The organism is Cytobacillus massiliigabonensis (genome assembly GCF_900199725.1).
In the GTDB taxonomy this organism is placed as follows: domain Bacteria; phylum Bacillota; class Bacilli; order Bacillales; family Cytobacillaceae; genus Cytobacillus; species Cytobacillus massiliigabonensis.
Genome location: NZ_LT904902.1, coordinates 96,653 through 119,737, shown reverse-complemented (window position 1 = coordinate 119,737; position 23,085 = coordinate 96,653). Strand labels below are relative to the sequence as shown.

21 protein-coding genes and 1 pseudogene are annotated in these 23,085 nt (G+C 37.4%); all 22 read left to right on the top strand.

From position 1 onward, the window contains the following. Nucleotides 1-98: 98 nt before the first annotated feature. A pseudogene (locus C1726_RS00945) lies at nucleotides 99-1,250 on the top strand (chemotaxis protein CheA); the annotation flags it as partial. Between the two features lie 68 nt (nucleotides 1,251-1,318). Next, a complete protein-coding gene (locus tag C1726_RS00940) occupies nucleotides 1,319-1,786 on the top strand; it encodes a chemotaxis protein CheW (protein ID WP_102271438.1) in 468 nt (155 codons plus the stop codon). A gap of 4 nt (nucleotides 1,787-1,790) precedes the next feature. Next, nucleotides 1,791-2,432, top strand: coding sequence for a chemotaxis protein CheC (locus C1726_RS00935; RefSeq protein WP_102271437.1), 642 nt, complete (start codon nucleotides 1,791-1,793; stop codon nucleotides 2,430-2,432). Continuing rightward, a complete protein-coding gene (locus tag C1726_RS00930) occupies nucleotides 2,425-2,922 on the top strand; it encodes a chemotaxis protein CheD (protein WP_102271436.1) in 498 nt (165 codons plus the stop codon). The genes C1726_RS00935 and C1726_RS00930 overlap by 8 nt, the downstream gene beginning before the upstream one ends. Before the next feature lie 153 nt (nucleotides 2,923-3,075). Then, a complete protein-coding gene (locus C1726_RS00925; protein ID WP_102271435.1) occupies nucleotides 3,076-3,837 on the top strand; it encodes a FliA/WhiG family RNA polymerase sigma factor in 762 nt (253 codons plus the stop codon). Nucleotides 3,838-3,864: 27 nt separating this feature from the next. Next, the gene (locus C1726_RS00920) at nucleotides 3,865-5,250 is read left to right on the top strand and encodes a DUF342 domain-containing protein (protein WP_102271434.1); all 1,386 of its coding nucleotides are present in this window, start codon (nucleotides 3,865-3,867) and stop codon (nucleotides 5,248-5,250) included. Nucleotides 5,251-5,265: 15 nt separating this feature from the next. Then, complete coding sequence (locus tag C1726_RS00915; RefSeq protein ID WP_102271433.1) at nucleotides 5,266-5,583, top strand: hypothetical protein; 318 nt, start codon at nucleotides 5,266-5,268, stop codon at nucleotides 5,581-5,583. A 9-nt stretch (nucleotides 5,584-5,592) separates the two neighbouring features. Further along, entirely contained in the window at nucleotides 5,593-6,246 is a 654-nt protein-coding gene (locus C1726_RS00910) for a hypothetical protein (RefSeq protein ID WP_102271432.1), read from the top strand. 151 nt (nucleotides 6,247-6,397) lie between these two features. Continuing rightward, complete coding sequence (gene rpsB / locus C1726_RS00905; RefSeq protein ID WP_053475690.1) at nucleotides 6,398-7,099, top strand: 30S ribosomal protein S2; 702 nt, start codon at nucleotides 6,398-6,400, stop codon at nucleotides 7,097-7,099. Between the two features lie 317 nt (nucleotides 7,100-7,416). After that, the gene (tsf, locus tag C1726_RS00900; protein WP_102271431.1) at nucleotides 7,417-8,298 is read left to right on the top strand and encodes a translation elongation factor Ts; all 882 of its coding nucleotides are present in this window, start codon (nucleotides 7,417-7,419) and stop codon (nucleotides 8,296-8,298) included. A 158-nt stretch (nucleotides 8,299-8,456) separates the two neighbouring features. Further along, a complete protein-coding gene (gene pyrH, locus C1726_RS00895; RefSeq protein ID WP_102271430.1) occupies nucleotides 8,457-9,182 on the top strand; it encodes a UMP kinase in 726 nt (241 codons plus the stop codon). Beyond that, nucleotides 9,182-9,739, top strand: coding sequence for a ribosome recycling factor (gene frr, locus C1726_RS00890; RefSeq protein WP_102271429.1), 558 nt, complete (start codon nucleotides 9,182-9,184; stop codon nucleotides 9,737-9,739). The genes pyrH and frr overlap by 1 nt, the downstream gene beginning before the upstream one ends. A gap of 247 nt (nucleotides 9,740-9,986) precedes the next feature. Then, nucleotides 9,987-10,763, top strand: a complete 777-nt coding sequence (locus C1726_RS00885; protein WP_102271428.1) for an isoprenyl transferase — start codon at nucleotides 9,987-9,989, stop codon at nucleotides 10,761-10,763. A gap of 19 nt (nucleotides 10,764-10,782) precedes the next feature. Further along, complete coding sequence (locus tag C1726_RS00880) at nucleotides 10,783-11,571, top strand: phosphatidate cytidylyltransferase (RefSeq protein ID WP_102271427.1); 789 nt, start codon at nucleotides 10,783-10,785, stop codon at nucleotides 11,569-11,571. A gap of 222 nt (nucleotides 11,572-11,793) precedes the next feature. Beyond that, nucleotides 11,794-12,936, top strand: coding sequence for a 1-deoxy-D-xylulose-5-phosphate reductoisomerase (locus C1726_RS00875; protein ID WP_102271426.1), 1,143 nt, complete (start codon nucleotides 11,794-11,796; stop codon nucleotides 12,934-12,936). A 111-nt stretch (nucleotides 12,937-13,047) separates the two neighbouring features. Then, nucleotides 13,048-14,310: an RIP metalloprotease RseP gene (rseP, locus tag C1726_RS00870; RefSeq protein ID WP_102271425.1), complete on the top strand. Its 1,263-nt coding sequence runs from the start codon at nucleotides 13,048-13,050 to the stop codon at nucleotides 14,308-14,310. Nucleotides 14,311-14,387: 77 nt separating this feature from the next. Next, nucleotides 14,388-16,091 (top strand): proline--tRNA ligase, encoded by a 1,704-nt coding sequence (locus C1726_RS00865; protein ID WP_102271424.1) that lies wholly within the window; start codon nucleotides 14,388-14,390, stop codon nucleotides 16,089-16,091. 164 nt (nucleotides 16,092-16,255) lie between these two features. Then, nucleotides 16,256-20,578: a PolC-type DNA polymerase III gene (locus C1726_RS00860; RefSeq protein ID WP_102271423.1), complete on the top strand. Its 4,323-nt coding sequence runs from the start codon at nucleotides 16,256-16,258 to the stop codon at nucleotides 20,576-20,578. A 236-nt stretch (nucleotides 20,579-20,814) separates the two neighbouring features. Further along, nucleotides 20,815-21,285 carry a ribosome maturation factor RimP gene (gene rimP / locus C1726_RS00855; RefSeq protein ID WP_102271422.1) on the top strand — a complete coding sequence of 157 codons (471 nt, stop codon included), beginning with the start codon at nucleotides 20,815-20,817 and terminating at the stop codon, nucleotides 21,283-21,285. 71 nt (nucleotides 21,286-21,356) lie between these two features. Then, on the top strand, nucleotides 21,357-22,484 hold the full coding sequence (gene nusA, locus C1726_RS00850; RefSeq protein ID WP_102271421.1) for a transcription termination factor NusA: 1,128 nt from the start codon (nucleotides 21,357-21,359) through the stop codon (nucleotides 22,482-22,484). A gap of 15 nt (nucleotides 22,485-22,499) precedes the next feature. Then, nucleotides 22,500-22,784, top strand: a complete 285-nt coding sequence (gene rnpM / locus C1726_RS00845) for an RNase P modulator RnpM (protein ID WP_102271420.1) — start codon at nucleotides 22,500-22,502, stop codon at nucleotides 22,782-22,784. After that, nucleotides 22,781-23,083, top strand: coding sequence for a YlxQ family RNA-binding protein (locus C1726_RS00840; protein ID WP_102271419.1), 303 nt, complete (start codon nucleotides 22,781-22,783; stop codon nucleotides 23,081-23,083). The genes rnpM and C1726_RS00840 overlap by 4 nt, the downstream gene beginning before the upstream one ends. Nucleotides 23,084-23,085 lie beyond the last annotated feature (2 nt).

Sequence of the window (23,085 nt, the reverse complement as noted above, 5' to 3'; positions counted from 1 at the left end):
AATCGACGGATAATGAAATACCGGCAAATGAAATGGTTAAAAGCGTAGATACAGCAAATAAGCAAGAGGATAAGAAGACAGCTTCATCTTCTAAACATGCAAGCAGTAAAACCATTCGAGTAAATATTGAAAGACTGGATATTTTAATGAATTTGTTCGAAGAATTGGTCATTGATAGAGGTCGATTAGAACAAATTTCAAGAGATTTAAATAATCAAGAATTGCATGAAACGGTTGAACGTATGTCAAGAGTAACGGGTGATTTACAGAATATTATCCTTAATATGCGCATGGTTCCAGTTGAAACGGTCTTTAATCGCTTCCCTCGGATGGTTCGACAATTGGCACGGGATTTAAATAAGAAAATCAATCTAGAAATCATCGGTGCAGAAACTGAGCTGGACCGTACAGTTATTGATGAAATTGGTGATCCGCTTGTGCATTTAATTAGAAATGCTCTTGACCATGGTGTGGAAACGCCTGAGGTGAGAAAAACAAATGGGAAACCTGAAGAAGGAACTGTTGTACTTAAAGCTTACCACAGCGGAAATCATGTATTTATAGAGATCGAGGATGATGGAGCAGGGATTAGCAGAGATAAAGTTCTAGCTAAAGCGTTAAGTAAAGGGATTGTAACTGAACAAGCTGCAGCAACTATGACAGATAATCAAGTTTATGAATTGATTTTAGCATCAGGATTTTCCACTGCTGAAAAAATATCAGATGTTTCTGGCCGTGGTGTGGGATTAGATGTTGTGAAAAGTACGATTGAATCTTTAGGCGGAACAATTTCAATTGAATCGCGTCTTGGGCAAGGGTCAATATTCTCAATCCAGCTGCCACTGACTCTATCAATAATTTCAGTCATGTTAACAGAAATTCAAAATGAAAAGTTTGCTATTCCGCTATCGTCCATTATAGAAACAGCGATTGTGAATAAAGCAGAGATACTAAATGCACATAATCAGAGAGTAATTGATTTTAGAGGGAAGGTCGTACCGCTTCTGTTCTTAAAAGATATTTTTGAAGTACCTGTTGTTACAGAAGATGATGAGTTTTACTCAGTTGTAATTGTTCGAAAAGGTGATAAAATGGCTGGTCTAGTTGTTGATTCGTTTATTGGACAGCAGGAAGTTGTTTTAAAATCTTTAGGAAATTATTTAACAAATGTATTTGCCATTTCAGGTGCTACGATTCTAGGGAATGGTCAAGTTGCCTTGATTGTTGATTGCAATGCATTAATTAAATAACCTTAATGCTGATTTTTCAGGTGATTTGCAGAGAGTTTTTTGACAGTCTAGTTATGGGGTGAATACGAATGGCTGATACTTTAGCGGCTGATATAAAATTAATCGTTTTCCAATTAAAAGATAAGGAATATGCGATTCCAGTTAATCATGTTCAAGGAATTGAAAAGGTTGAACATATAACTAGGGTTCCACGTACGGAGAAATTTATTAAAGGTGTTATTAATCTTCGTGGGGTGATTACTCCAATCATCGATCTTCGAAGCAGATTTGGAATTGAAGAAGAGAATTTTACTGATAGTACTCGTGTAATTATTGTATCTGTTAATGATTTAGAGGTTGGATTTATTGTAGATTTGGCTAACGATGTTATCGATATTCCTGTTGCTTCGATTGAGCCACCGCCCGAAGTGGTTGGGGTAAAAGAAGTTGAATATATTAATGGTGTTGCGAAAATTGGTAAGAGATTGCTGATTCTTATTGATTTGGAAATGATATTGGATACTGAATCATTTAGCTCCTCTAGAAACGAAGGATAACCAAATGGGGTTTATTGAAAAAATCTCATCCATCCACCTTGATATATTAAAGGAAATTGGAAATATTGGTGCAGGTCATGCAGCGACAGCTTTATCAAAATTATTAAATAAAAAAATTGATATGAAAGTTCCTAACGTACAAATTGTTTCATTTGATGAGATGATGAATATGGCGGGCGGAGCTGAAAATGTTGTCGCTGGTGTTTTTTTAAGAATTGAGGGGGAAGCTCCGGGGAGTATGTTTTTTGTATTGCCGGTTGAACAGGCGACTAGCTTCATTAGGGAAATGATCGGAGATGAAAGTTTTTCCCTTGAATCTCCTCCATATAGTGAAATAGGTTTATCAGCTTTACAGGAATTAGGGAATATTCTTTCAGGTTCCTATTTAACATCTCTATCAGATTTTACGAATCTATCCTTATACCCTTCTGTTCCAGCATTAAGTATTGATATGGTTGGAGCGATAATAAGCTACGGCCTGATAGAATTATCTCATGTAAGTGACTATGCAATTGTCATAGATACAGCCCTGAATGAAGATGAGGATGAAAGCGCAGAATATGTGAAGGGACATTTTTTCCTCTTGCCTGATCCAGATTCTTTTCAAATAATATTTAAATCTTTAGGAGTTCCGCATAATGATTGAAAGTAAAACCATTATAAAAGTCGGAATTGCTGATATGAATATAGTTAAAACACCAGATATCATTCGCACATCGGGTTTAGGCTCCTGTGTAGGGGTTGTTATTTATGATCAAACAAGAGAAATTGCTGGACTTGCCCATGTGATGCTTCCAGACTCTTCTCTTGCTAAGTCAGGTGTCTTAAATATCGCTAAGTATGCTGATACAGCTGTAAAGGATCTTGTTTCAAAATTAATTTGTCACGGGGCACGAGCAAATTTTTTAAAGGCGAAAATTGCTGGTGGAGCACAAATGTTTCAATTTTCAGGCGGTAGTGATATGATGCGTATCGGTCCTAGGAATGTGGAAGCTGTCAAGTTAGAGCTAGCATCATTAAATATTAAAATTGTTGCTGAGGATGTAGGCGGAAATAGCGGAAGAACCATCGAGTTTAATCCGCAAAACTGCATCTTACATATCCGAACAGTGAATAAAGGCATTCAGGAATTATAAGGACAAGAAACGAATTCAGCTTCTTTCTGAATGAAAGGGCTGTTTTCCTTTTTTGTACTTTATTAAGAGAATCATTGTCTATTTTGTTCATAATTTTTTTGATATACTATTAGGTAGTAACGAAAAATGTAAACGTTTGAGGAGGATGACCATATGGCACATCAAATGACGGAAGAACAAACATATTGGCAAAGTTGGGTCACTTCTCGTGATGCTCAAGCGGGAAATTTTCTCGTTCAAAAATATATACCTCTTGTGAGTTACCATGTCCAGCGTATTTCCGTAAACCTGCCGAGAAATATTTCAAGGGATGATTTGAGAAGTCTTGGCTTAATGGGTTTATATGATGCTTTGGAGAAGTTTGAACCAGATCGTGATTTGAAGTTCGATACGTATGCTTCTTTTAGAATTCGCGGTGCAATTTTAGATGGTCTACGAAAAGAGGATTGGCTGCCTCGAAATACAAGAGAAAAAGCAAAAAAAATTGAAGCAGCAATTGAAAAGCTAGAACAGCGGTTAGCACGGAAGGCAACCATCCAAGAAATTGCCTTAGAGGTGAATATGATGGAGGAAGAGGTCCATTCAGTCATGAATGAACACTTTTTTGCGAATATTCTTTCGATTGATGAAAAGCCAAATGATCAAGACGATAAAGATGTCCACTCTTTTATCATTAAAGATGAAGGCACAAAAACGCCTGAAGAGAAAATAATAAAAGATGAAATGATTGCTGAAATGGTACAATTAATTTCCCAATTAAATGATAAAGAACAGCTAGTAATTAGTTTGTTTTATAAAGAGGAGCTGACCCTCACCGAGATTGGACAAGTCATGAATCTTTCTACATCCAGAATTTCTCAAATTCATTCCAAGGCGATTTTTAAATTACGGCATGCATTGGAAAAAGTATTCTAAATTCTAAGGGGAAAGTGGTGATAACGAATGGAAAAGCATTTCCGTGTTTTGATTGAAAAGAATCGGTTATCAGCAAAAATTGAATTAATTGAAAAATCTGAAGGGGATCTGTTGCTAACATACGAAGAACTTATTCACTTCCTAAATAAAGAAAAAATTGTTTTTGGCATAAAAGAGGATGCGGTTAGAGAGATTAGCATTCGGCCATTATCGATTTCTTATCCTATCATTATAGCTGAGGGAATCCCTCCTAAAGAGGGAATGGATGCTTATTTGCTGGATGAAGTCCAAAGTGAAAAATGTGAGAAAAGAGAAAAATTTAATTTCCGCAATGTTATTAATATTCCATCAGTTAAGGCAGGCCAAACGCTTGCGACGGTTATCCCCCCAACACCTGGGTCAACTGGAACGGATGTAACAGGCCGGATCATACCTGCAAAAAATGGAAAACCGCTTATAATACGACCTGGAAAAAATGTCATATTGAATGGTTCAAAATTCTACTCAACTTCTGATGGACAAATAAGCGTTACAAATAAAATGATTTCGGTTAATCCTGTATTTGAAGTGAATGGGGATCTAGACCTGAAAACAGGTAATATAGATTTTATAGGGAATGTTGTTATTAAAGGAAACGTTCCTAGCGGATATGAGGTGAAGGCTGGGGGAGATGTTAAAATATTTGGTTTAGTGGAAGCTGCTACTATTTTTGCAGAAGGAAATATCGTTATTTCCGGTGGTGTTTCAGGCAGTCATAAAGGATGTTTAATTGCCAATGGCAATATTCAAGCAGCTTATCTGAACCAAGCAAATGTGCAGGCAGAACAAGATGTTTTTGTGGAAAATTCCATATTGCATAGCGATGTCCAAGCTGGGGGTTCATTATTCTGCAGAAAAGCACTTGTTATAGGAGGCATTTTATCTGTAGGAAAGGACCTTCATGTAAAGGAAGTTGGAAATAAGTTATTTACGAAAACAGAAGTTCGTGCAGGTGCTGATTATAAGTTAGCTGAAAAAGAAAATGATCTTGTTAAAGAAAAGAATGAATTAAATGAGAATCTCAAAAAATTAGTAAATATTGAACAAAAATTGTTGCAAATTGGTAAAGTAAAAGGTTTTCTTTCAGAAGAACAAAAGGCGATCATTTTTAAACAAAGAGTAACTAAAGAACATATTGTCCAACAATTAAAAGATTTGGATGAAGAAATTGACAGGCTAGAAATAGAAATGAACGAGAAATACGATTCATCTGTATACATATACGAAAATATTTTCCCTAATACTACATTGCACTTTGGAAAATATGCCATACAAATTCAGAAAAAATATTCAAATTGCCGTTATTATTTTTCAAATGGTGAAATCGTTTCTGAATCATGTATATCGAATAGCTTACTATTACAAAGTACATAACAAGGGTGAATATGTATGAGCTTAAAATCTGTAGAAATGCAAATCGCCTTGCCTAGAACAATTGAAGCAAGTAAAATTCAAGAGCAGCTGCAGCAGCGCGGACAAAATATGAATGAAATAGCCGCTCAACAAACTTTAAAGGAAGAGGAGAAAAAAAGAAAAACTGTCGTAAAGCAAGAGCAGAAGGGAAATGTTCAACTTTCGCAAAAGAAAAAGGATCAACATCATGATTTAAGCCATCAACAAGAAAATGAAGATCAGAATGAAGAAAAGCAAGGGAAGAAAAAAGAATATCACCCTTATAAAGGGACTGTAATTGATTTTAGTGGATAGAGGGATTATATGACCACTTTTTTATTAATCTTTAGTTTATTTTTAAATGTTATAGCTATTTTTTCTATTATCATTTTATTTCTTCGCCAAAATCGCCTATTTCAAGTTGAGAGAAAGCAAGAGAATATGATTTCTGAAATGGAAGAAGTTATATCTGCTTATTTGCTGCAAATGAAAGAAGAAAACGAAGCATTTATTCATCGGGTAAAGAATATAGAGATTCGATCAGCACCAATAAATGAAATCGATTCCAAAAAAAATAGTACGATCAAAAAGGCGAAAGAAAAAGACACTGACGCAGTTCAAGTGAATGAATCTAAAGAAAACCTTCTTCAGAGCCGAATTGGAAAGGCATCTGCTTATAAAGCGGCAAATGTGTATAAACAAAATGCAAAAGCGGTTTTTAATAGTGGAAATTCTAAGAATCATGAATCAATAGATGATCATTTAGTCAAATTGCCCTCACTTGAGAATAGCAATGATGTAATTGTAGAAAATGAGAATTCAGCAAATAACTCAACAAGCCATTTAAACGAGGATTCGTTTTTAAAGCAAGTGCTTGCCCTGAAAGACCAAGGTTTTACAGAAGAAAAAATTGCACAGAAGCTAAATAAAGGGAAAACAGAGATTGAGCTGCTGTTAAAATTCCAAAGCAATCAATAGAAAAAACTTGAATGTATATTATTATTATGATATATTAACAAATGGTGTTAATACACACGCTTATTGATTTAATCGGATGGTGCTGGCAAAGTCAGTTCCCGATTAAAAATGATCTAAGCGGAGGAAAACAAACCATTAGGAGGAAATACACATGTCAGTAATTTCAATGAAGCAATTGCTTGAAGCTGGTGTACATTTTGGACACCAAACTCGCCGTTGGAACCCTAAGATGAAAAAATATATTTTCACAGAGCGTAACGGCATTTATATCATCGACCTTCAAAAAACAGTTAAAAAGGTTGAAGAAGCTTACAACTTCGTAAAGGAACTTGCTGGAAACGGCGGTACAATCCTTTTCGTAGGAACTAAGAAACAAGCTCAAGACTCAGTTAAAGAAGAAGCAATCCGTTCAGGTCAGTACTATGTTAACCAACGCTGGTTAGGTGGTACATTAACAAACTTTGAAACAATTCAAAAGCGTATTTCACGTCTTAAAGATATCGAAAGAATGTCTGAAGACGGCACTTTCGAAGTACTTCCTAAAAAAGAAGTTGTTCAATTGAAAAAAGAGCAAGAGCGCTTAGAAAAGTTCTTAGGCGGAATCAAAGATATGAAGGGTCTTCCGGACGCTTTATTTATCATCGATCCTCGTAAAGAACGCATTGCTGTTGCAGAAGCACATAAATTAAACATTCCGATCGTTGGTATCGTTGATACAAACTGTGATCCAGATGAAATCGATGTTGTTATCCCTGCAAACGATGATGCTATTCGTGCTGTTAAACTTTTAACAGGAAAAATGGCTGATGCGATTCTTGAAGCTAAACAAGGTGAAGAAGTTACAACTGCTTAATCTTAAAGCGGAAGCGCCTTGATCATCGCCGTAAAAACTGGAAGGACCGCGACTGAGATATAGGAAACACGAAGAGCGATAGCGATTCGATGTTGACTTATCGTAGGGAGTGGACCTGAAGTTTGATAGGCGATAGGCGCTGGAGCTAGATATCTATCTAACTCCAAAGACGCTAACAAATTTAGGCTACAATAAAAAGGTGATAAGAGGGAGCCCCTTTATCACCTTTTTTTAAAGAATAAGCTAAAGATAGCTTTTGGGTAACGTAAATTTGGTAATGATATAACTACATAACTAATTCTAAGGAGGATTTCATAATGGCAATTACTGCACAAATGGTTAAAGAACTACGTGAAAAAACAGGCGCGGGTATGATGGATTGTAAAAAAGCGCTTCAAGAAACAGACGGTGATATGGAAAAAGCAATCGATTTCCTTCGTGAAAAAGGAATTGCTAAAGCTGCTAAAAAAGGTGACCGTATTGCTGCAGAAGGTTTAACTTCTGTAAAAGTAGATGGAAACGCTGCAGTTATTCTTGAAGTAAACTCTGAAACAGATTTCGTTTCTAAAAACGAAGGATTCCAAACATTAGTTAAGGAATTAGCAGATCACTTACTAGCAAACAAGCCTGCATCTGTTGAAGAAGCTGCTGCTCAAACAATGGCAAACGGAGCTACTGTTGAAGCTCACATTAATGCTGCTATTGCAAAAATTGGTGAAAAGCTAAGCTTGCGCCGTTTTGAAGTGAAAACAAAAACTGATAACGATGCATTTGGTGCTTACTTACACATGGGTGGACGTATCGGTGTATTAACAGTACTTGAAGGAACAACTGATGAGGAAGCTGCGAAAGACGTATCTATGCATATCGCTGCTCTTAACCCTAAGTATGTTTCTCGTGACGAAGTATCTCAAGAAGAAGTTGAGCGTGAGCGTGAAGTATTAACACAGCAAGCTCTTAACGAAGGAAAGCCTGAAAATATCGTTGCGAAAATGGTTGAAGGCCGTTTAAGCAAGTATTTTGAAGAAGTATGTGTTAACGATCAAGCATTCGTTAAGAATTCTGATCAAAAGGTTGGGAAATTCGTTGAATCTAAAGGCGGAAAAATCCGTGAGTTTGTACGCTTTGAAGTAGGAGAAGGTATTGAAAAGCGTGAAGATAACTTTGCTGAAGAAGTTATGAGTCAAGTTAAAAAATAATTTCTGCTCATACATTTATAAGAATAATTCACAACTAGAAATTGTCATCTCAGGGAACACATTGTGTTCCCTGTTTTTCAAGACTAAATACATTCAATAAATGTTTAGCTACAGTACTACATGTGCTTAGCATTCCTATATTACATATGGAGGTTCTTATGAGCAGCCCAAAATATAAACGAGTTGTTTTAAAGTTAAGCGGAGAAGCTTTAGCAGGAGAGCAAGGATTTGGAATCAATCCTGCAGTAATCAAGTCAGTAGCATCACAGGTCAAAGATTTAGCCCAATTAGGTGTTGAAGTAGCTGTCGTTGTAGGCGGAGGCAATATCTGGCGCGGGAAAATTGGAGAAGAAATGGGTATGGATAGAGCAAATGCAGATTATATGGGGATGCTTGCAACAGTCATGAACTCATTAGCTCTTCAAGATAGCCTGGAACAATTAGGCGTAGAGACAAGAGTTCAAACATCTATTGAAATGAGACAAGTGGCAGAACCATATATTCGCAGAAAGGCGATTCGCCATCTAGAGAAAAAACGCGTCGTCATTTTTGCTGCTGGAACAGGAAATCCTTATTTTTCAACAGATACAACAGCTGCACTTAGAGCTGCTGAGATTGAAGCAGAAGTCATTTTAATGGCAAAAAATAATGTCGACGGTGTATATTCAGCAGACCCGCGCATCGATAAAAATGCGAAGAAATATGATCAGCTCTCTTATCTTGATGTGATTAAAGAAGGTTTAGCTGTCATGGATTCAACAGCATCTTCTTTATGTATGGATAATGATATTCCATTAATTGTGTTTTCAATCATGGAGCAGGGTAATATTAATCGTGCAGTAATGGGTGAACCAATTGGAACTATTGTAAGGGGGAAAAAATAATGCCAAAACAAGTTATTGCCAATGCAAAGGAAAGAATGACGAAAGCAATTCAAGCATATACTCGTGAGCTTGCAAGTATTCGTGCAGGCAGAGCCAATGCATCATTGCTTGATAGAATAACGGTTGATTATTATGGTGCACCTACACCAGTTAATCAATTAGCAGGTATTTCAGTTCCTGAGGCACGCCTGCTTGTAATTCAGCCATACGATAAATCAATTCTTGGCGACATTGAAAAAGCTATTTTAAAATCAGATATCGGTTTAACTCCTTCAAATGATGGAAATATTATACGACTTACTATCCCTCAGCTAACAGAAGAACGAAGAAAAGATCTCGTAAAACTTGTGAAAAAAGAATCAGAAGAGGCAAAGATTGCTATTCGTAATGTTCGCCGTGATGCAAATGATGATTTAAAGAAACTCGAGAAGAACGGTGAAATCACGGAAGATGATTTACGCGGTTACTCTGATGACATCCAAAAGCTAACAGATGAGCAAATCAGCAAAATTGATTCGATCACGAAAGATAAGGAAAAAGAAATTCTAGAAGTTTAAAATTTTGATCGTGAATAGAAATTGTGACCCTCTATTTATAGGGGGTTTTTTTACTCTTACCTTGAAATATGAGGATCGTTAATTAAATCTTGATATAGATGAGATGAATTATTCTTATTTATTACAAATGTACATATTCTTTTTATAGAGATATCTTTCTTTATTTTTGGTATGATATTATCATGCAGAAATAGGGTTGATTTTTTTATCGGAGGGTAAGATTAACCTACCTTAAAGGAGCAGTCTTATGTTAAATAAAATAAAACGATGGAAGAATCAAAGCAGCTCTTCCGAACTCCGAGAAAGAATGTTGAAAATACAAGAGCACCAAATTCCTTCCCATATAGCAATTATTATGGATGGCAATGGCAGATGGGCAAAAAAGAGAGCTTTGCCAAGAATAGCTGGACACCATGAAGGAATGAAGGTAGTTCGGAAAATTACGAGAGTAGCTAATCATGTTGGCGTAAAAGCGTTGACTCTTTATGCATTCTCTACAGAAAATTGGAAACGGCCAAAACTAGAAGTGGATTATCTTATGAAGCTGCCTGAGGAGTTTCTAGGTTCGTTTCTTCCAGAGCTGGTTGAAGAAAATGTGAAAGTAGTCATGATGGGTGACAAAGAAATGCTGCCTGCTCATACAAGAAATGCAATAGAGAAAGCAATGGAAGATACGAAGGACAATACTGGTTTAATATTAAATTTTGCTCTAAACTATGGAAGCCGATCTGAAATAATTGAAGGAATTAAGGAAGTCTTAAAAGATTGCAAAAATGGTATAATAGATGAGAATGAGTTAAATGAGGATATTTTTTCTTCTTATTTAATGACAAACGGACTAAATGATCCGGATCTTTTAATTCGTACGAGTGGTGAAATCCGCCTAAGCAACTTTATGCTCTGGCAGCTAGCTTATACGGAGTTTTGGTTTACTGATGTGCTTTGGCCTGATTTTGCAGAGGACCATTTTATCGAAGCGATTGAGGTTTTCCAAAATAGACAAAGGCGTTTTGGAGGAGTTTAACAAAGGTGTTGAAAATTAAATGAAGCAAAGAATTATATCAGCGATTGTATTTGGTGCAATTTTCCTCCCAGTTGTAATTATTGGAGGAATGCCAGTTGTCATATTAGCCTACTTATTGGCATCAATTGCACTCTATGAACTACTAAAAATGCGCAAACTAAGTATTATCTCTGTTCCAGGGATCATATCCTTATTGTTATTATGGATATTTCTTCTTCCAAATCAATTTCAGACTCTGCTGAATTTCATCCATTTTACAAAAATTGAGTTTGCTTTGCTTGCTGTATTGCTATTCTTAACTTATACAGTAGTAACGAAAAATAAATTTACTTTTGATGATGTAGCATTTTCAATATTATCTACATTATACGTTGGGATTGGTTTTTATTATTTTATTGAAACTAGGGAAGAAGGTTTAATTTTTATTTTCTTCTCGTTGTTTATCATTTGGGCAACAGATTCAGGAGCCTATTTTATTGGCCGAGCTATTGGGAAGAAGAAGCTATGGCCTGAGATCAGCCCGAACAAAACAATAGAGGGATCTGTCGGAGGAGTTTTCTGTGCGCTAATTGTAGCCGTCCTATTTCTCCTATTCACAGATATTCCGGCTTCATTATTTCAATTGCTAATCATCACTGTCGTATTATCTGTTTTTGGACAAATTGGTGATCTAGTTGAATCAGCATTAAAGCGGCATTATGATGTGAAGGATTCTGGAAAAATTATGCCAGGTCATGGCGGGATATTAGATCGCTTTGACAGTTTATTATTTGTATGGCCGCTCATCCATTTTATTTATTTATTTTAGAAAAGCGGAAGCGCTTTGATCATCGCCATACAAATGGGAGGGCCGGTTCTTTCGATAAAGGAGACACTATGAGAGGAACGAAATGATGTCGACTTATCGGAGGGTGGGGACCTGAAGTTTGATAGGTGATAGGGCGCTTGCGCAAGACATTCGCAAACTTCAAAGATGTACTTACTCTAAAAAATGATGTGTCTTTCTTTTTCCAACAGGAGATGAATTAAATTGAAGTATATTAGTTTAATGGGGGCAACCGGATCAATCGGTACCCAAACTTTGGACGTTATTAAAGAACATCCATCTGAATTTAAGCTTGCTGCTATTTCAGCGGGAAGAAATATTGAGCTGACGAGAAAAATTATTAAGGAATTCAAGCCGGAGCTTGTTTCGGTTGCGGAAGAATCATTAGTAAACAACCTAAAAGCGGAATTTCCAGGAACCCACTTTACCTATGGAAAAGATGGACTTATTGAAGTGGCTGTTTATCATAAAGCTGATGTTCTTGTTAATGCAGTTTCTGGGAGTGTTGGACTAACTCCGACTCTAGAAGCTATTAAGGAGAAAAAAACAATTGCCATAGCAAACAAGGAGACACTTGTCACAGCTGGTCATCTTGTTATGGAAGAAGCTAAGCGCAATAATGTCTCCTTGCTTCCAGTAGATAGTGAGCATTCTGCCATTTTTCAAGCATTACAAGGAGAGAAAGAAAAAAACATAGAAAAATTAATCATAACAGCATCTGGTGGAAGCTTCAGAGATCGCACGAGAGAAGAATTACGAAATGTTACGCTGGAGGATGCATTAAATCATCCTAACTGGTCTATGGGGGCGAAAATTACTATTGATTCAGCCACAATGATGAATAAAGGATTAGAAGTAATTGAAGCACACTGGTTATTTTCAATACCCTATAACAAAATTGATGTATTATTGCATAAGGAAAGTATCATACATTCAATGGTAGAGTTCCATGATAGCAGCATTATTGCTCAGCTTGGAACACCGGATATGAGAGTTCCTATTCAGTATGCACTTACATATCCTGATAGATTGATCCTTCCAACTGCTAAACGTCTTAATTTAGCAGAGATTGGTAAGCTGCATTTTAGCAAAATGGATTTGGACCGTTTCCGCTGCTTACATTTTAGCTTTGAAGCTGGCAGGGCGGGCGGAACCATGCCTGCTGTACTAAATGCTGCTAATGAAGCAGCAGTTGCCGCATTTCTAGATGGAAAAATATCTTTCCTGCAAATTGAAGATCTTATTGAAAAAGCTTTGAGCAAGCATAATAACATCTCAAACCCTGGACTCATTGAAATTCAGGAAGTAGACGCAGAAACAAGAAAATATGTAAACTCACTTTTATAAAGATAAGTTTCAGCATCTAAGAGGGAAAACTACCTCTTTTGCTGTTGAAGCTAGATTGCTCTCTAACTCAGAAAAGATAAATTTCTTATCTTTTAAAAAGGTGGTTATAAATTGAGTACAGTTATAGCTTTTATTGTTATATTTGGGGCCCTAGTATTTTTTCATGAATTAGGCCATTTTATCTTTGCAAAACGGGCTGGAATTCTATGCAGGGAATTTGCCATCGGCTTCGGTCCTAAAATCTTTTCTCATAAAAAAGGGGAAACAATTTATACGCTTAGGCTGCTTCCTATTGGCGGGTTTGTTCGAATGGCTGGGGAAGATCCTGAAATGGTCGAGATTAAACCGGGCTACCGGATTGGATTGCTGTTTAATGAGAAAGAAGAAGCGGAGAAAGTTATTTTAACAAACAAAGAAAAATATCCGGATGCAAGAGTTGTCGAGGTAGAACATGCGGATATTGAGCATAAGCTAGTAATAAAGGGTTATGTTGAAGGGGACGAAGAGGAGAGACTGCAATCTTTTCCAATAAGTCCAAAAGCCGTATTAGTAGAAAATGGAACAGAAACACTGATTGCTCCGTACGATAGACAATTTGCCTCAAAAACACTTTGGCAAAGAACAATGGCAATTTTTGCCGGACCGATGATGAATTTTATCCTTGCCTTCGTCGTATTTGTTTTGATTGGGATTCTGCAGGGGATCCCAACGAATGATCCCGTTCTTGGTAAGCTGACAGAGGATGGCGCTGCAATGGAAGCAGGTCTGAAAGAGGGAGATTATATTCAAAGTGTTGATGGTGCAGAAATATCTGGATGGTCAGATGTTGTTGAAATCATACGCAAACATCCAAACAAAGAATTACAATTCTCTCTTGAACGAGATGGAAAAGAACTTCAATTGCCTGTAACACCAAAAGTTCAAGAAGCCGATGGAGAAAAAATTGGCATCATAGGTGTATTCCAGCCTATGGAGAAATCACCTTTTAAAGCAATTTCACATGGCGCGAAAGAAACGTACCTTTGGACAAAAGAAATTTTTGTTATGCTAGGAAAGCTAGTGACTGGACAGTTTTCTATTGATGCCCTTTCAGGCCCTGTAGGTATTTATGTTTCTACTGATACAGTGGCGAAATCAGGTATATTCTATTTAATGAAATGGGCAGCAATTTTGAGTATTAACCTTGGAATCATGAACTTATTGCCAATTCCAGCATTAGACGGTGGAAGACTTATGTTCTTTGCTGTTGAAGCGGTAAGAGGAAAGCCAATTGATCGTCACAAAGAGGGAATGGTCCATTTTATTGGTTTCGCTCTTTTAATGCTGTTAATGCTTGTTGTAACATGGAATGATATTCAAAGATTTTTCTTATAATATTATTCCTTTAGGGTCTTACTCCATTAGGATTTGACCCTATATTTATTATTAATTCATAATAGAGGTGCTATTAAATGAAACAAAGTATGACGCTTATTCCTACCTTAAGAGAAGTGCCAGCCGATGCAGAGATAAAGAGCCATCAATTATTATTAAGAGCGGGCTATATCCGCCAAAATGCTAGTGGGATCTATAGTTATTTGCCGCTAGCTCAAAAGGTATTGAAAAAAATTGAAACGATTGTCCGAGAGGAAATGGATCAAGCAGGTGCGGTCGAGTTATTGATGCCAGCTATGCAGGCTGCAGAGCTATGGCAGGAATCAGGAAGATGGTATACATATGGTCCAGAACTTATGAGACTTAAGGATCGTCATGAGCGTGATTTTGCTCTAGGAGCTACTCATGAGGAAGTCATCACTAGCCTTGTTCGTGATGAAATTAAGTCATATAAAAAATTGCCGCTTGCTTTATATCAAATTCAAACAAAGTTCAGGGATGAAAAACGTCCTCGTTTTGGTATTCTGCGTGGTAGAGAATTCATCATGAAGGATGCATACTCTTTTCATACATCTCATGCCAGTCTTGATGAGATGTATGAGAAGCTGTATCAAGCGTATACAAATATTTTCACTCGCTGCGGACTAAATTTTCGTGCGGTTATTGCTGATTCTGGTGCAATGGGCGGGAAAGATACTCATGAGTTTATGGTATTATCTGAAATTGGTGAAGATACGATTGCCTATTCTGACACATCAAATTATGCTGCAAATATTGAAATGGCACCGGTCATTAATACGTATGAGAAAAGCGATGAGCCACAAAAAGAATTACAAAAGGTGAAGACTGAAGGTCAAAAAACGATTGAAGAAGTTTCTGCATTTCTTCATGTTAAGAAGGATCAATGTATTAAATCATTGCTTTTTAAAGTGGATGACAAACATGTATTAGTATTAGTTCGTGGGGATCACGAAGTAAACGATATTAAGCTGAAAAACTTGTTAGAAGCATCTGAGGTTGAGCTTGCGGATGCAGTGGAAGCAAATAAAATTCTTGGCTGTTCAGTTGGCTCTCTTGGACCAGTTGGCGCAAATTCAGTTGAAATTATTGCTGACCATGCCATTGCGGGGTTAGTGAATGCTGTTTGTGGGGCAAATGAAGAAGATGTCCATTATATGAATGTTAACCTAGAACGTGATTTTAAGGTTGCTCAATATGCTGATCTTCGTTTTATTCAAGAAGGAGATCTCTCACCAGATGGAGAGGGAACCATTCTTTTTGCAAAGGGAATTGAAGTCGGACATATCTTTAAACTAGGAACTCGTTACAGTGAAGCCATGGGTGCTACCTATTTGGATGAAAACGGAAGAAACCAGCCGATGATTATGGGCTGCTATGGAATTGGAGTATCTCGTGTGATGGCAGCAATTGTTGAACAGTATAATGATGAGAATGGGCTATTATGGCCTGCGGATATTTCTCCATTTGATATCCATTTGATTCCTATAAATACAAAAGATGAATCCCAAGTAGCTCTTGCAGAGGAACTGTATGGGCAATTAAAAAAGAACAAACTAGATGTATTAATGGATGATCGCCAAGAACGTCCTGGTGTAAAATTTGCTGATTCCGACTTAATTGGTTTGCCAATTCGTATTACGATTGGAAAAAAAGCTGGAGAAGGAATAGTAGAAGTGAAAGTTCGAAAATCAGGTGAGATGCAAGAAGTTCATAAAGATCAGCTAGTGGAAACAATTATGCAGCTAATAGAAATACATTAATTTTTTATTGGATTCTCTTTATGGGAATCCAAATTTTTTTTAGCGAAATATTCCTCGCTTTCAAAGGTTATAACCCCTGAAAGGTTATGTTATAATTATCAAAGTCTAAAGAAGTCTTATGGAAAAATGATAGATAGAAATATATATAGATGGGAGAGAGAAAGATGGAGAATGCCCTAGGCAATAAAGAGCGTTTCCAACTCTTGCTCCAACAGCTGAATTTAACTGATGATTTGATTGTACAGCAATTTCAACAGGCTGAAATTAACAAAGTAGTGATAGAAAAAAAGGCGAAAAAGTGGCATTTTTATTTTGGCTTTGAAACCATTCTTCCGTTTCAATATTTTAGCCTTTTTTCAACACAGCTGGAAAAGACCTTTTCACACATAGCTAATGTTTCTTTTACGATTCTAGTGAAAAATCAGCAATTTAATGAACAATTAGTTTTAGAATACTGGCAATATTGTATTCAAGAAATGGAGGGAATGGCTCCTCCTTTAATTAAACTATTAAATGAACAAATTCCGGCAATACATGGAAATAAAATCGTCATCAATGTGAGAAATGAAGCGGAAGGTTTATCCATTAAACGAAAATATGCAAGTCTAATTAGTCAAGTGTTTGAGGCGGTTGGATTTCCTCCATTAGTCATTGATACGGATATTTCAGCTGAAACTGCAAATGAAGAGTACCAAAGGTTTATTGAAGCGAAGGAAAAAGAGGATCAAGAGCGAGGATTGCAAGCGTTAATCGATATGCAAAAGAAAGAAGCGGAAGCTGATTCTGGGGATGCTGCAGTTCTTCAAGGACCGCTTATGATTGGTTTAACAATTAAAGATGATGCAGATTACAGAAAGCTCATTGATATCGTTGATGAAGAAAGACGTGTAGCGGTTGAAGGATATGTTTTTTCAGCAGAAACGCGAGAGCTTCGCAGTGGAAGAACGCTCCTAACCTTTAAAATTACGGATTATACAAGCTCCATTCTTGTTAAAATGTTTTCCCGCGACAAGGAAGATGCAGCTTTATACCAGCATGTTCAAAAAGGAATGTGGCTAAAGGTCCGCGGCAGTGTTCAAAATGACACCTTTGTCCGCGACCTCGTTATGATCGGGAATGATATTAACGAAATCAAGCCAATCCAAAGAAAAGACACGGCTCCAGAAAATGAAAAACGTGTGGAGTTGCATCTGCATACGCCAATGAGTCAGATGGATGCAGTATCATCTGTCAGTGCACTAGTTGGACAAGCGAAAAAATGGGGACATAAGGCAGTTGCAATCACAGACCATGCTGTAGTTCAATCATTTCCAGAGGCATTTGGTGCTGGAAAGAAAAATGATATTAAGATCTTATATGGGGTTGAAGTGAATCTAGTGGATGATGGGGTTCCAATCGCATATAACAGCTCACATCGGCAATTAAGTGAGGATACGTATGTTGTTTTCGACGTAGAAACTACTGGCTTATCAGCAGTGTATGATACGATCATTGAACTTGCAGCCGTAAAAATCCGCGATGGGGAAATAATTGACCGTTTTGAATCGTTTGCGAATCCACACCATCGGCTTTCTGCAACAACCATCAATTTAACTGGAATTACAGATGACCTTGTTGAAAATGCACCAGAGATAGAGGATGTCCTGAAAGATTTCCATGAATGGACGGGTGACGCGATATTAGTAGCCCATAATGCATCTTTCGATATGGGTTTTCTAAATGTCGGCTATAAGAAAATCAATCTAGGCAAAGCTGCAAATCCAGTCATTGATACACTTGAGCTTGCACGCTTTCTTTATTCAGATATGAAGAACCATCGATTGAACACACTTGCAAAGAAATTTGATATTGAATTAACACAGCATCACCGAGCAATCTATGATGCTGAAGCAACCGGTTACCTCCTTTTGAAAATGCTGAAGGATGCAACTGAAAAGGGAATCGAGTATCACGATCAATTTAATGATAATATGGGTCAGGGTAATGCATATCAACGTGCAAGACCTTATCATTGTACATTGCTTGCACAAACAGAGGCAGGCTTGAAAAATCTTTTTAAGCTTGTGTCTATTTCTCACCTGAATTATTTCTATCGAGTGCCAAGAATACCTAGGTCCCAGCTTGAAAAATATCGTGAAGGACTTCTAATAGGGTCTGGTTGTGATAAAGGTGAAGTGTTCGAGGGGATGATGCAGAAATCACCTGAAGAGGTAGAAGAGACTGCGCAATTCTATGATTATATTGAGGTACATCCCAAGGAAGTATATGCACATCTTTTGGAGCTAGAATTAGTTCGAGATGAAAAAGCGCTGGAGGATATTATTGGGAAGGTTGTCCAGCTTGGTGACAAGTTAGGACTTCCGGTCGTAGCGACTGGAAATGTTCATTATTTAAATCCCAATGATAAAATCTACAGGAAAATTCTTATTAATTCACAGGGTGGAGCGAATCCATTAAATCGTCATAAGCTCCCGGATGTCCATTTTCGAACCACGAATGAAATGCTCGATGCTTTCAAGTTTTTAGGAAAGGAGAAAGCACGAGAAATTGTTGTTGAAAATACGAATAAAATTGCGGATATGATCGATGAAATAAAACCGATTAAAGATGATCTGTATACACCTAAAATTGAGGGTGCAGACGATGAAATGCGCAACATGAGCTATGAAATGGCTAGAAGCATTTATGGGGAAAATTTACCTGAAATTGTCGAAGCGCGTTTGGAAAAGGAATTGAAAAGTATTATTGGTCATGGGTTTGCTGTTATCTATTTGATCTCGCATAAGCTAGTTAAAAAATCGTTAGATGATGGCTATCTTGTTGGTTCACGTGGCTCTGTAGGCTCCTCTTTAGTTGCAACGATGACAGAAATCACAGAGGTTAACCCACTTCCTCCACACTATGTTTGCCCAGACTGCAAGCATTCAGAATTTTTTAATGATGGTTCTGTCGGTTCTGGCTATGACTTGCCTGACAAGGACTGTCCAGAATGCGGGGCAACATATAGAAAGGATGGACACGACATTCCTTTCGAAACATTCCTTGGATTTAAAGGGGATAAGGTTCCTGATATTGATTTAAATTTCTCAGGTGAATATCAGCCGCGTGCACACAACTATACAAAGGTCCTTTTCGGTGAAGAATACGTTTACCGTGCGGGGACGATCGGTACTGTAGCGGATAAAACAGCCTTTGGCTATGTCAAAGCTTATCAGCAAGATAACAATCTTCAATTAAGAGGAGCGGAAATTGATCGTCTTGCTTCAGGATGCACTGGGGTAAAGAGAACGACTGGTCAGCATCCAGGAGGAATTATCGTTGTTCCTGATTATATGGATATTTATGATTTCTCGCCGATTCAATTTCCGGCAGATGATAAAAATTCAGAATGGAAAACGACCCATTTCGATTTTCATTCCATTCATGACAATTTATTAAAGCTTGATATACTCGGACACGACGATCCAACAGTCATTCGGATGCTTCAGGATTTAAGCGGAATTGATCCGAAAACGATCCCAACGGATGATCCTGAAGTAATGAAAATATTTAGCGGAACGGAGTCTTTAGGCGTAACAGCAGAGCAAATCATGTGTAAAACAGGAACGCTTGGCATTCCGGAATTTGGAACAAGATTCGTACGGCAAATGTTAGAGGATACGAAACCTACTACTTTCTCTGAGCTGGTTCAAATCTCTGGTCTGTCACACGGTACGGATGTTTGGCTGGGAAACGCACAGGAGCTTATTCATAATAGAATATGTACACTGAGTGAAGTAATTGGCTGTCGTGATGACATAATGGTGTATTTAATCTATCAAGGATTGGAGCCAGCATTCGCTTTTAAAATTATGGAATCCGTACGTAAAGGTAAAGGTTTAAGCGATGAAATGGAAGAAGAAATGAGAAAGAATAAAGTACCGGAATGGTATATTGATTCCTGCAAAAAAATCAAATACATGTTCCCTAAAGCGCATGCGGCTGCATATGTGTTAATGGCCGTTCGGATTGCTTATTTTAAAGTTCATCATCCGCTTCTATATTATGCAGCTTATTTTACTGTTCGTGCAGAGGACTTTGATGTCGATGCGATGGCAAAAGGATCACAGGCGATACGATCATTAATTGACGATATTAATGCGAAGGGCTTGGATGCTTCTAATAAGGAGAAAAACTTATTAACTGTGATGGAGCTTGCCCTTGAAATGAGCGAGCGAGGATTTAAATTTAAGAAGGTTGATCTCTATCGCTCAAGTGCAAATGAATTTATTATTGATGACGGAGCGCTGATTCCTCCATTTAATGCGATTCCAGGTCTCGGAACAAATGCAGCTATTAATATTGTAAAGGCAAGGGAGGAAGGAGAATTCCTTTCGAAGGAAGATCTTCAGCAGCGAGGCAAGTTATCCAAGACGATCATTGAGTATTTGGATAACCACGGCTGCCTGGAATCATTGCCAGAGCAAAACCAGCTTTCTTTATTTTAAGGAGAATAAAGCAATAGATATCGTTTCAAAACCTTGAATTGACAGCAATTCCATTTGCATAAAAAAATTGGTTATGGTATAGTTTTAATGGAAATACTATTTATAACTCTCGTAAAAGAAGAGTGGGGCAACCCACTCTTTCGTGTTGTGTACGCTTTTTTCGGTCAAGACAGGTGGATACTCTAATAACGGGAAAAACAACGCGAGGTTAAGATTGTTGATAAAGGAGGGATATTATGAGCAAAGTGACTGAAAAGGTTGAAGAATTAGTCACCCCTATTTTAGATGAGCTTAAATTAGAATTAGTTGATATTGAATATGTAAAAGAAGGAAGAGATTGGTTCCTTCGCATATTTATTGATAAGGAAACGGGTGTCGATATAGAAGAATGCGGACTTGTCAGTGAACAATTAAGCGTCAAGCTTGATGAGGTTGACCCCATTCCTTATAACTATTTCTTAGAGGTATCATCACCGGGAGCTGAACGCCCTCTTAAAAACGAAAAGGATTTTGAAAAAGCAATCGGCAAAAATGTTTTTATTAAGACGTATGAGCCCATAGATGGGGAAAAAACATTTGAAGGAATATTAACACAGTTTGATGGCCAAATCGTATCAGTTGAAATTAAAATTAAAACGAGAAAAAAAATTGTGGATATTCCATATGGAAAAGTGGCCAATGCTCGTTTAGCAGTGGTTTTTTCATAATTTATAATTATTTCTAGAAGAAAAATAATGTCTAGCGCTTACGCTTTTCTAATAAGGGGGATATATGTTTCATGAGCAGTGAATTGTTGGATGCTCTGACCTTGCTTGAGAAAGAAAAAGGAATTTCACGAGAAGTGATTATTGAGGCAATTGAGGCTGCACTTGTTTCTGCCTACAGAAGAAATTTTAATCAAGCTCAGAATGTTCGGATCGATTTAAATCTTGGTAGTGGATTGATGAGGGTTTTTGCACGTAAAGAAGTGGTTGATGAGGTATTTGATCCTAGACTTGAAATTTCCATTGAAGACGCACGTAAATTGAATCCTAATTACCAAATTGAAGATATCGTAGAGTTAGAAGTTACACCGAAGGATTTTGGCCGAATTGCGGCTCAAACAGCAAAACAGGTTGTTACACAGCGTGTGAGAGAGGCAGAAAGAGGAATCATCTATTCTGAATTCATTGACCGCGAAGAAGATATTATGACAGGAATCGTTCAACGGCAGGATTCTAAATTCATTTATGTCAGCCTTGGGAAAATCGAAGCGATTCTTCCTGCTAATGAACAAATGCCTAATGAGCATTATAAACCTCATGATCGTATAAAAGTTTTTATTACGAAAGTTGAGAAGACAACAAAGGGTCCGCAAATATTTGTTTCAAGAACACATCCAGGGCTTTTAAAAAGACTTTTTGAAATTGAAGTGCCTGAAATTTATGATGGAACAGTTGAAATAAAATCTGTTGCACGTGAAGCAGGCGATCGTTCAAAGATATCAGTTCATTCTGATAATGAAGAAGTTGATCCAGTGGGTTCATGTGTTGGACCAAAAGGAACAAGGGTTCAGGCAGTTGTTAATGAGCTTAAAGGGGAAAAAATTGACATAGTCAAATGGTCACAGGATCCAGTTGTTTTCGTAGCTAATGCGTTAAGTCCTTCAAAAGTATTAGATGTGATTGTGAATGAGGAAGATAAAGCAACAACCGTTATCGTCCCAGATTATCAGCTTTCACTTGCAATTGGGAAACGCGGTCAAAATGCACGCTTAGCAGCAAAATTGACTGGCTGGAAAATTGATATTAAATCAGAGACAGAAGCGAGAGAATCTGGTATTTATCCAAGAGAAGAAACGTTATTAAATTATGATGATAGTGATTTTGAGGATGAAAATTTTGATCTTTCGGATGACATGGAATAATAGAGGTGAATGAGCGTGAACAATCGTAAAAAAGTTCCTATGCGTAAATGTGTCGCAACCGGTGAAATGAGACCGAAAAAAGAACTCGTTCGCATCGTTCGCTCAAAAGAAGGAGAAGTATCGGTTGATCTTACCGGAAAAAAATCCGGACGTGGTGCTTATCTTTCAAAGGAGAAAGAAGCAGTGATGCTTGCAAAAAAGAAAAATATATTAGCCAATCATTTAGAAGTTAAAATAGAAGATTCTATTTATGAAGAACTTCTTGAGCTAATTGAGAAGGAGAAACGACAATCCAAATGAGCGTAAATCAATGGATGTCATTGCTTGGCTTAGCAAATCGGGCACGAAAAGTTACTTCGGGCGAAGAACTTACTATCAAAGAAATTAGAAACGGTAAAGCGAAGCTCATATTGCTATCAGCAGACGCTTCTATTAACACAGCAAAAAAAGTGACAGATAAGTGTAAATCCTATCATGTACCATACAAGCTTGTCCCGAACAGGGAGATGCTTGGTCAAGCGATCGGAAAAGAAGCCCGTGTTGTCGTTGCGGTATTAGATGTTGGATTTGCCAAAAAGCTGAAGTCGTTGCTCGATTAATT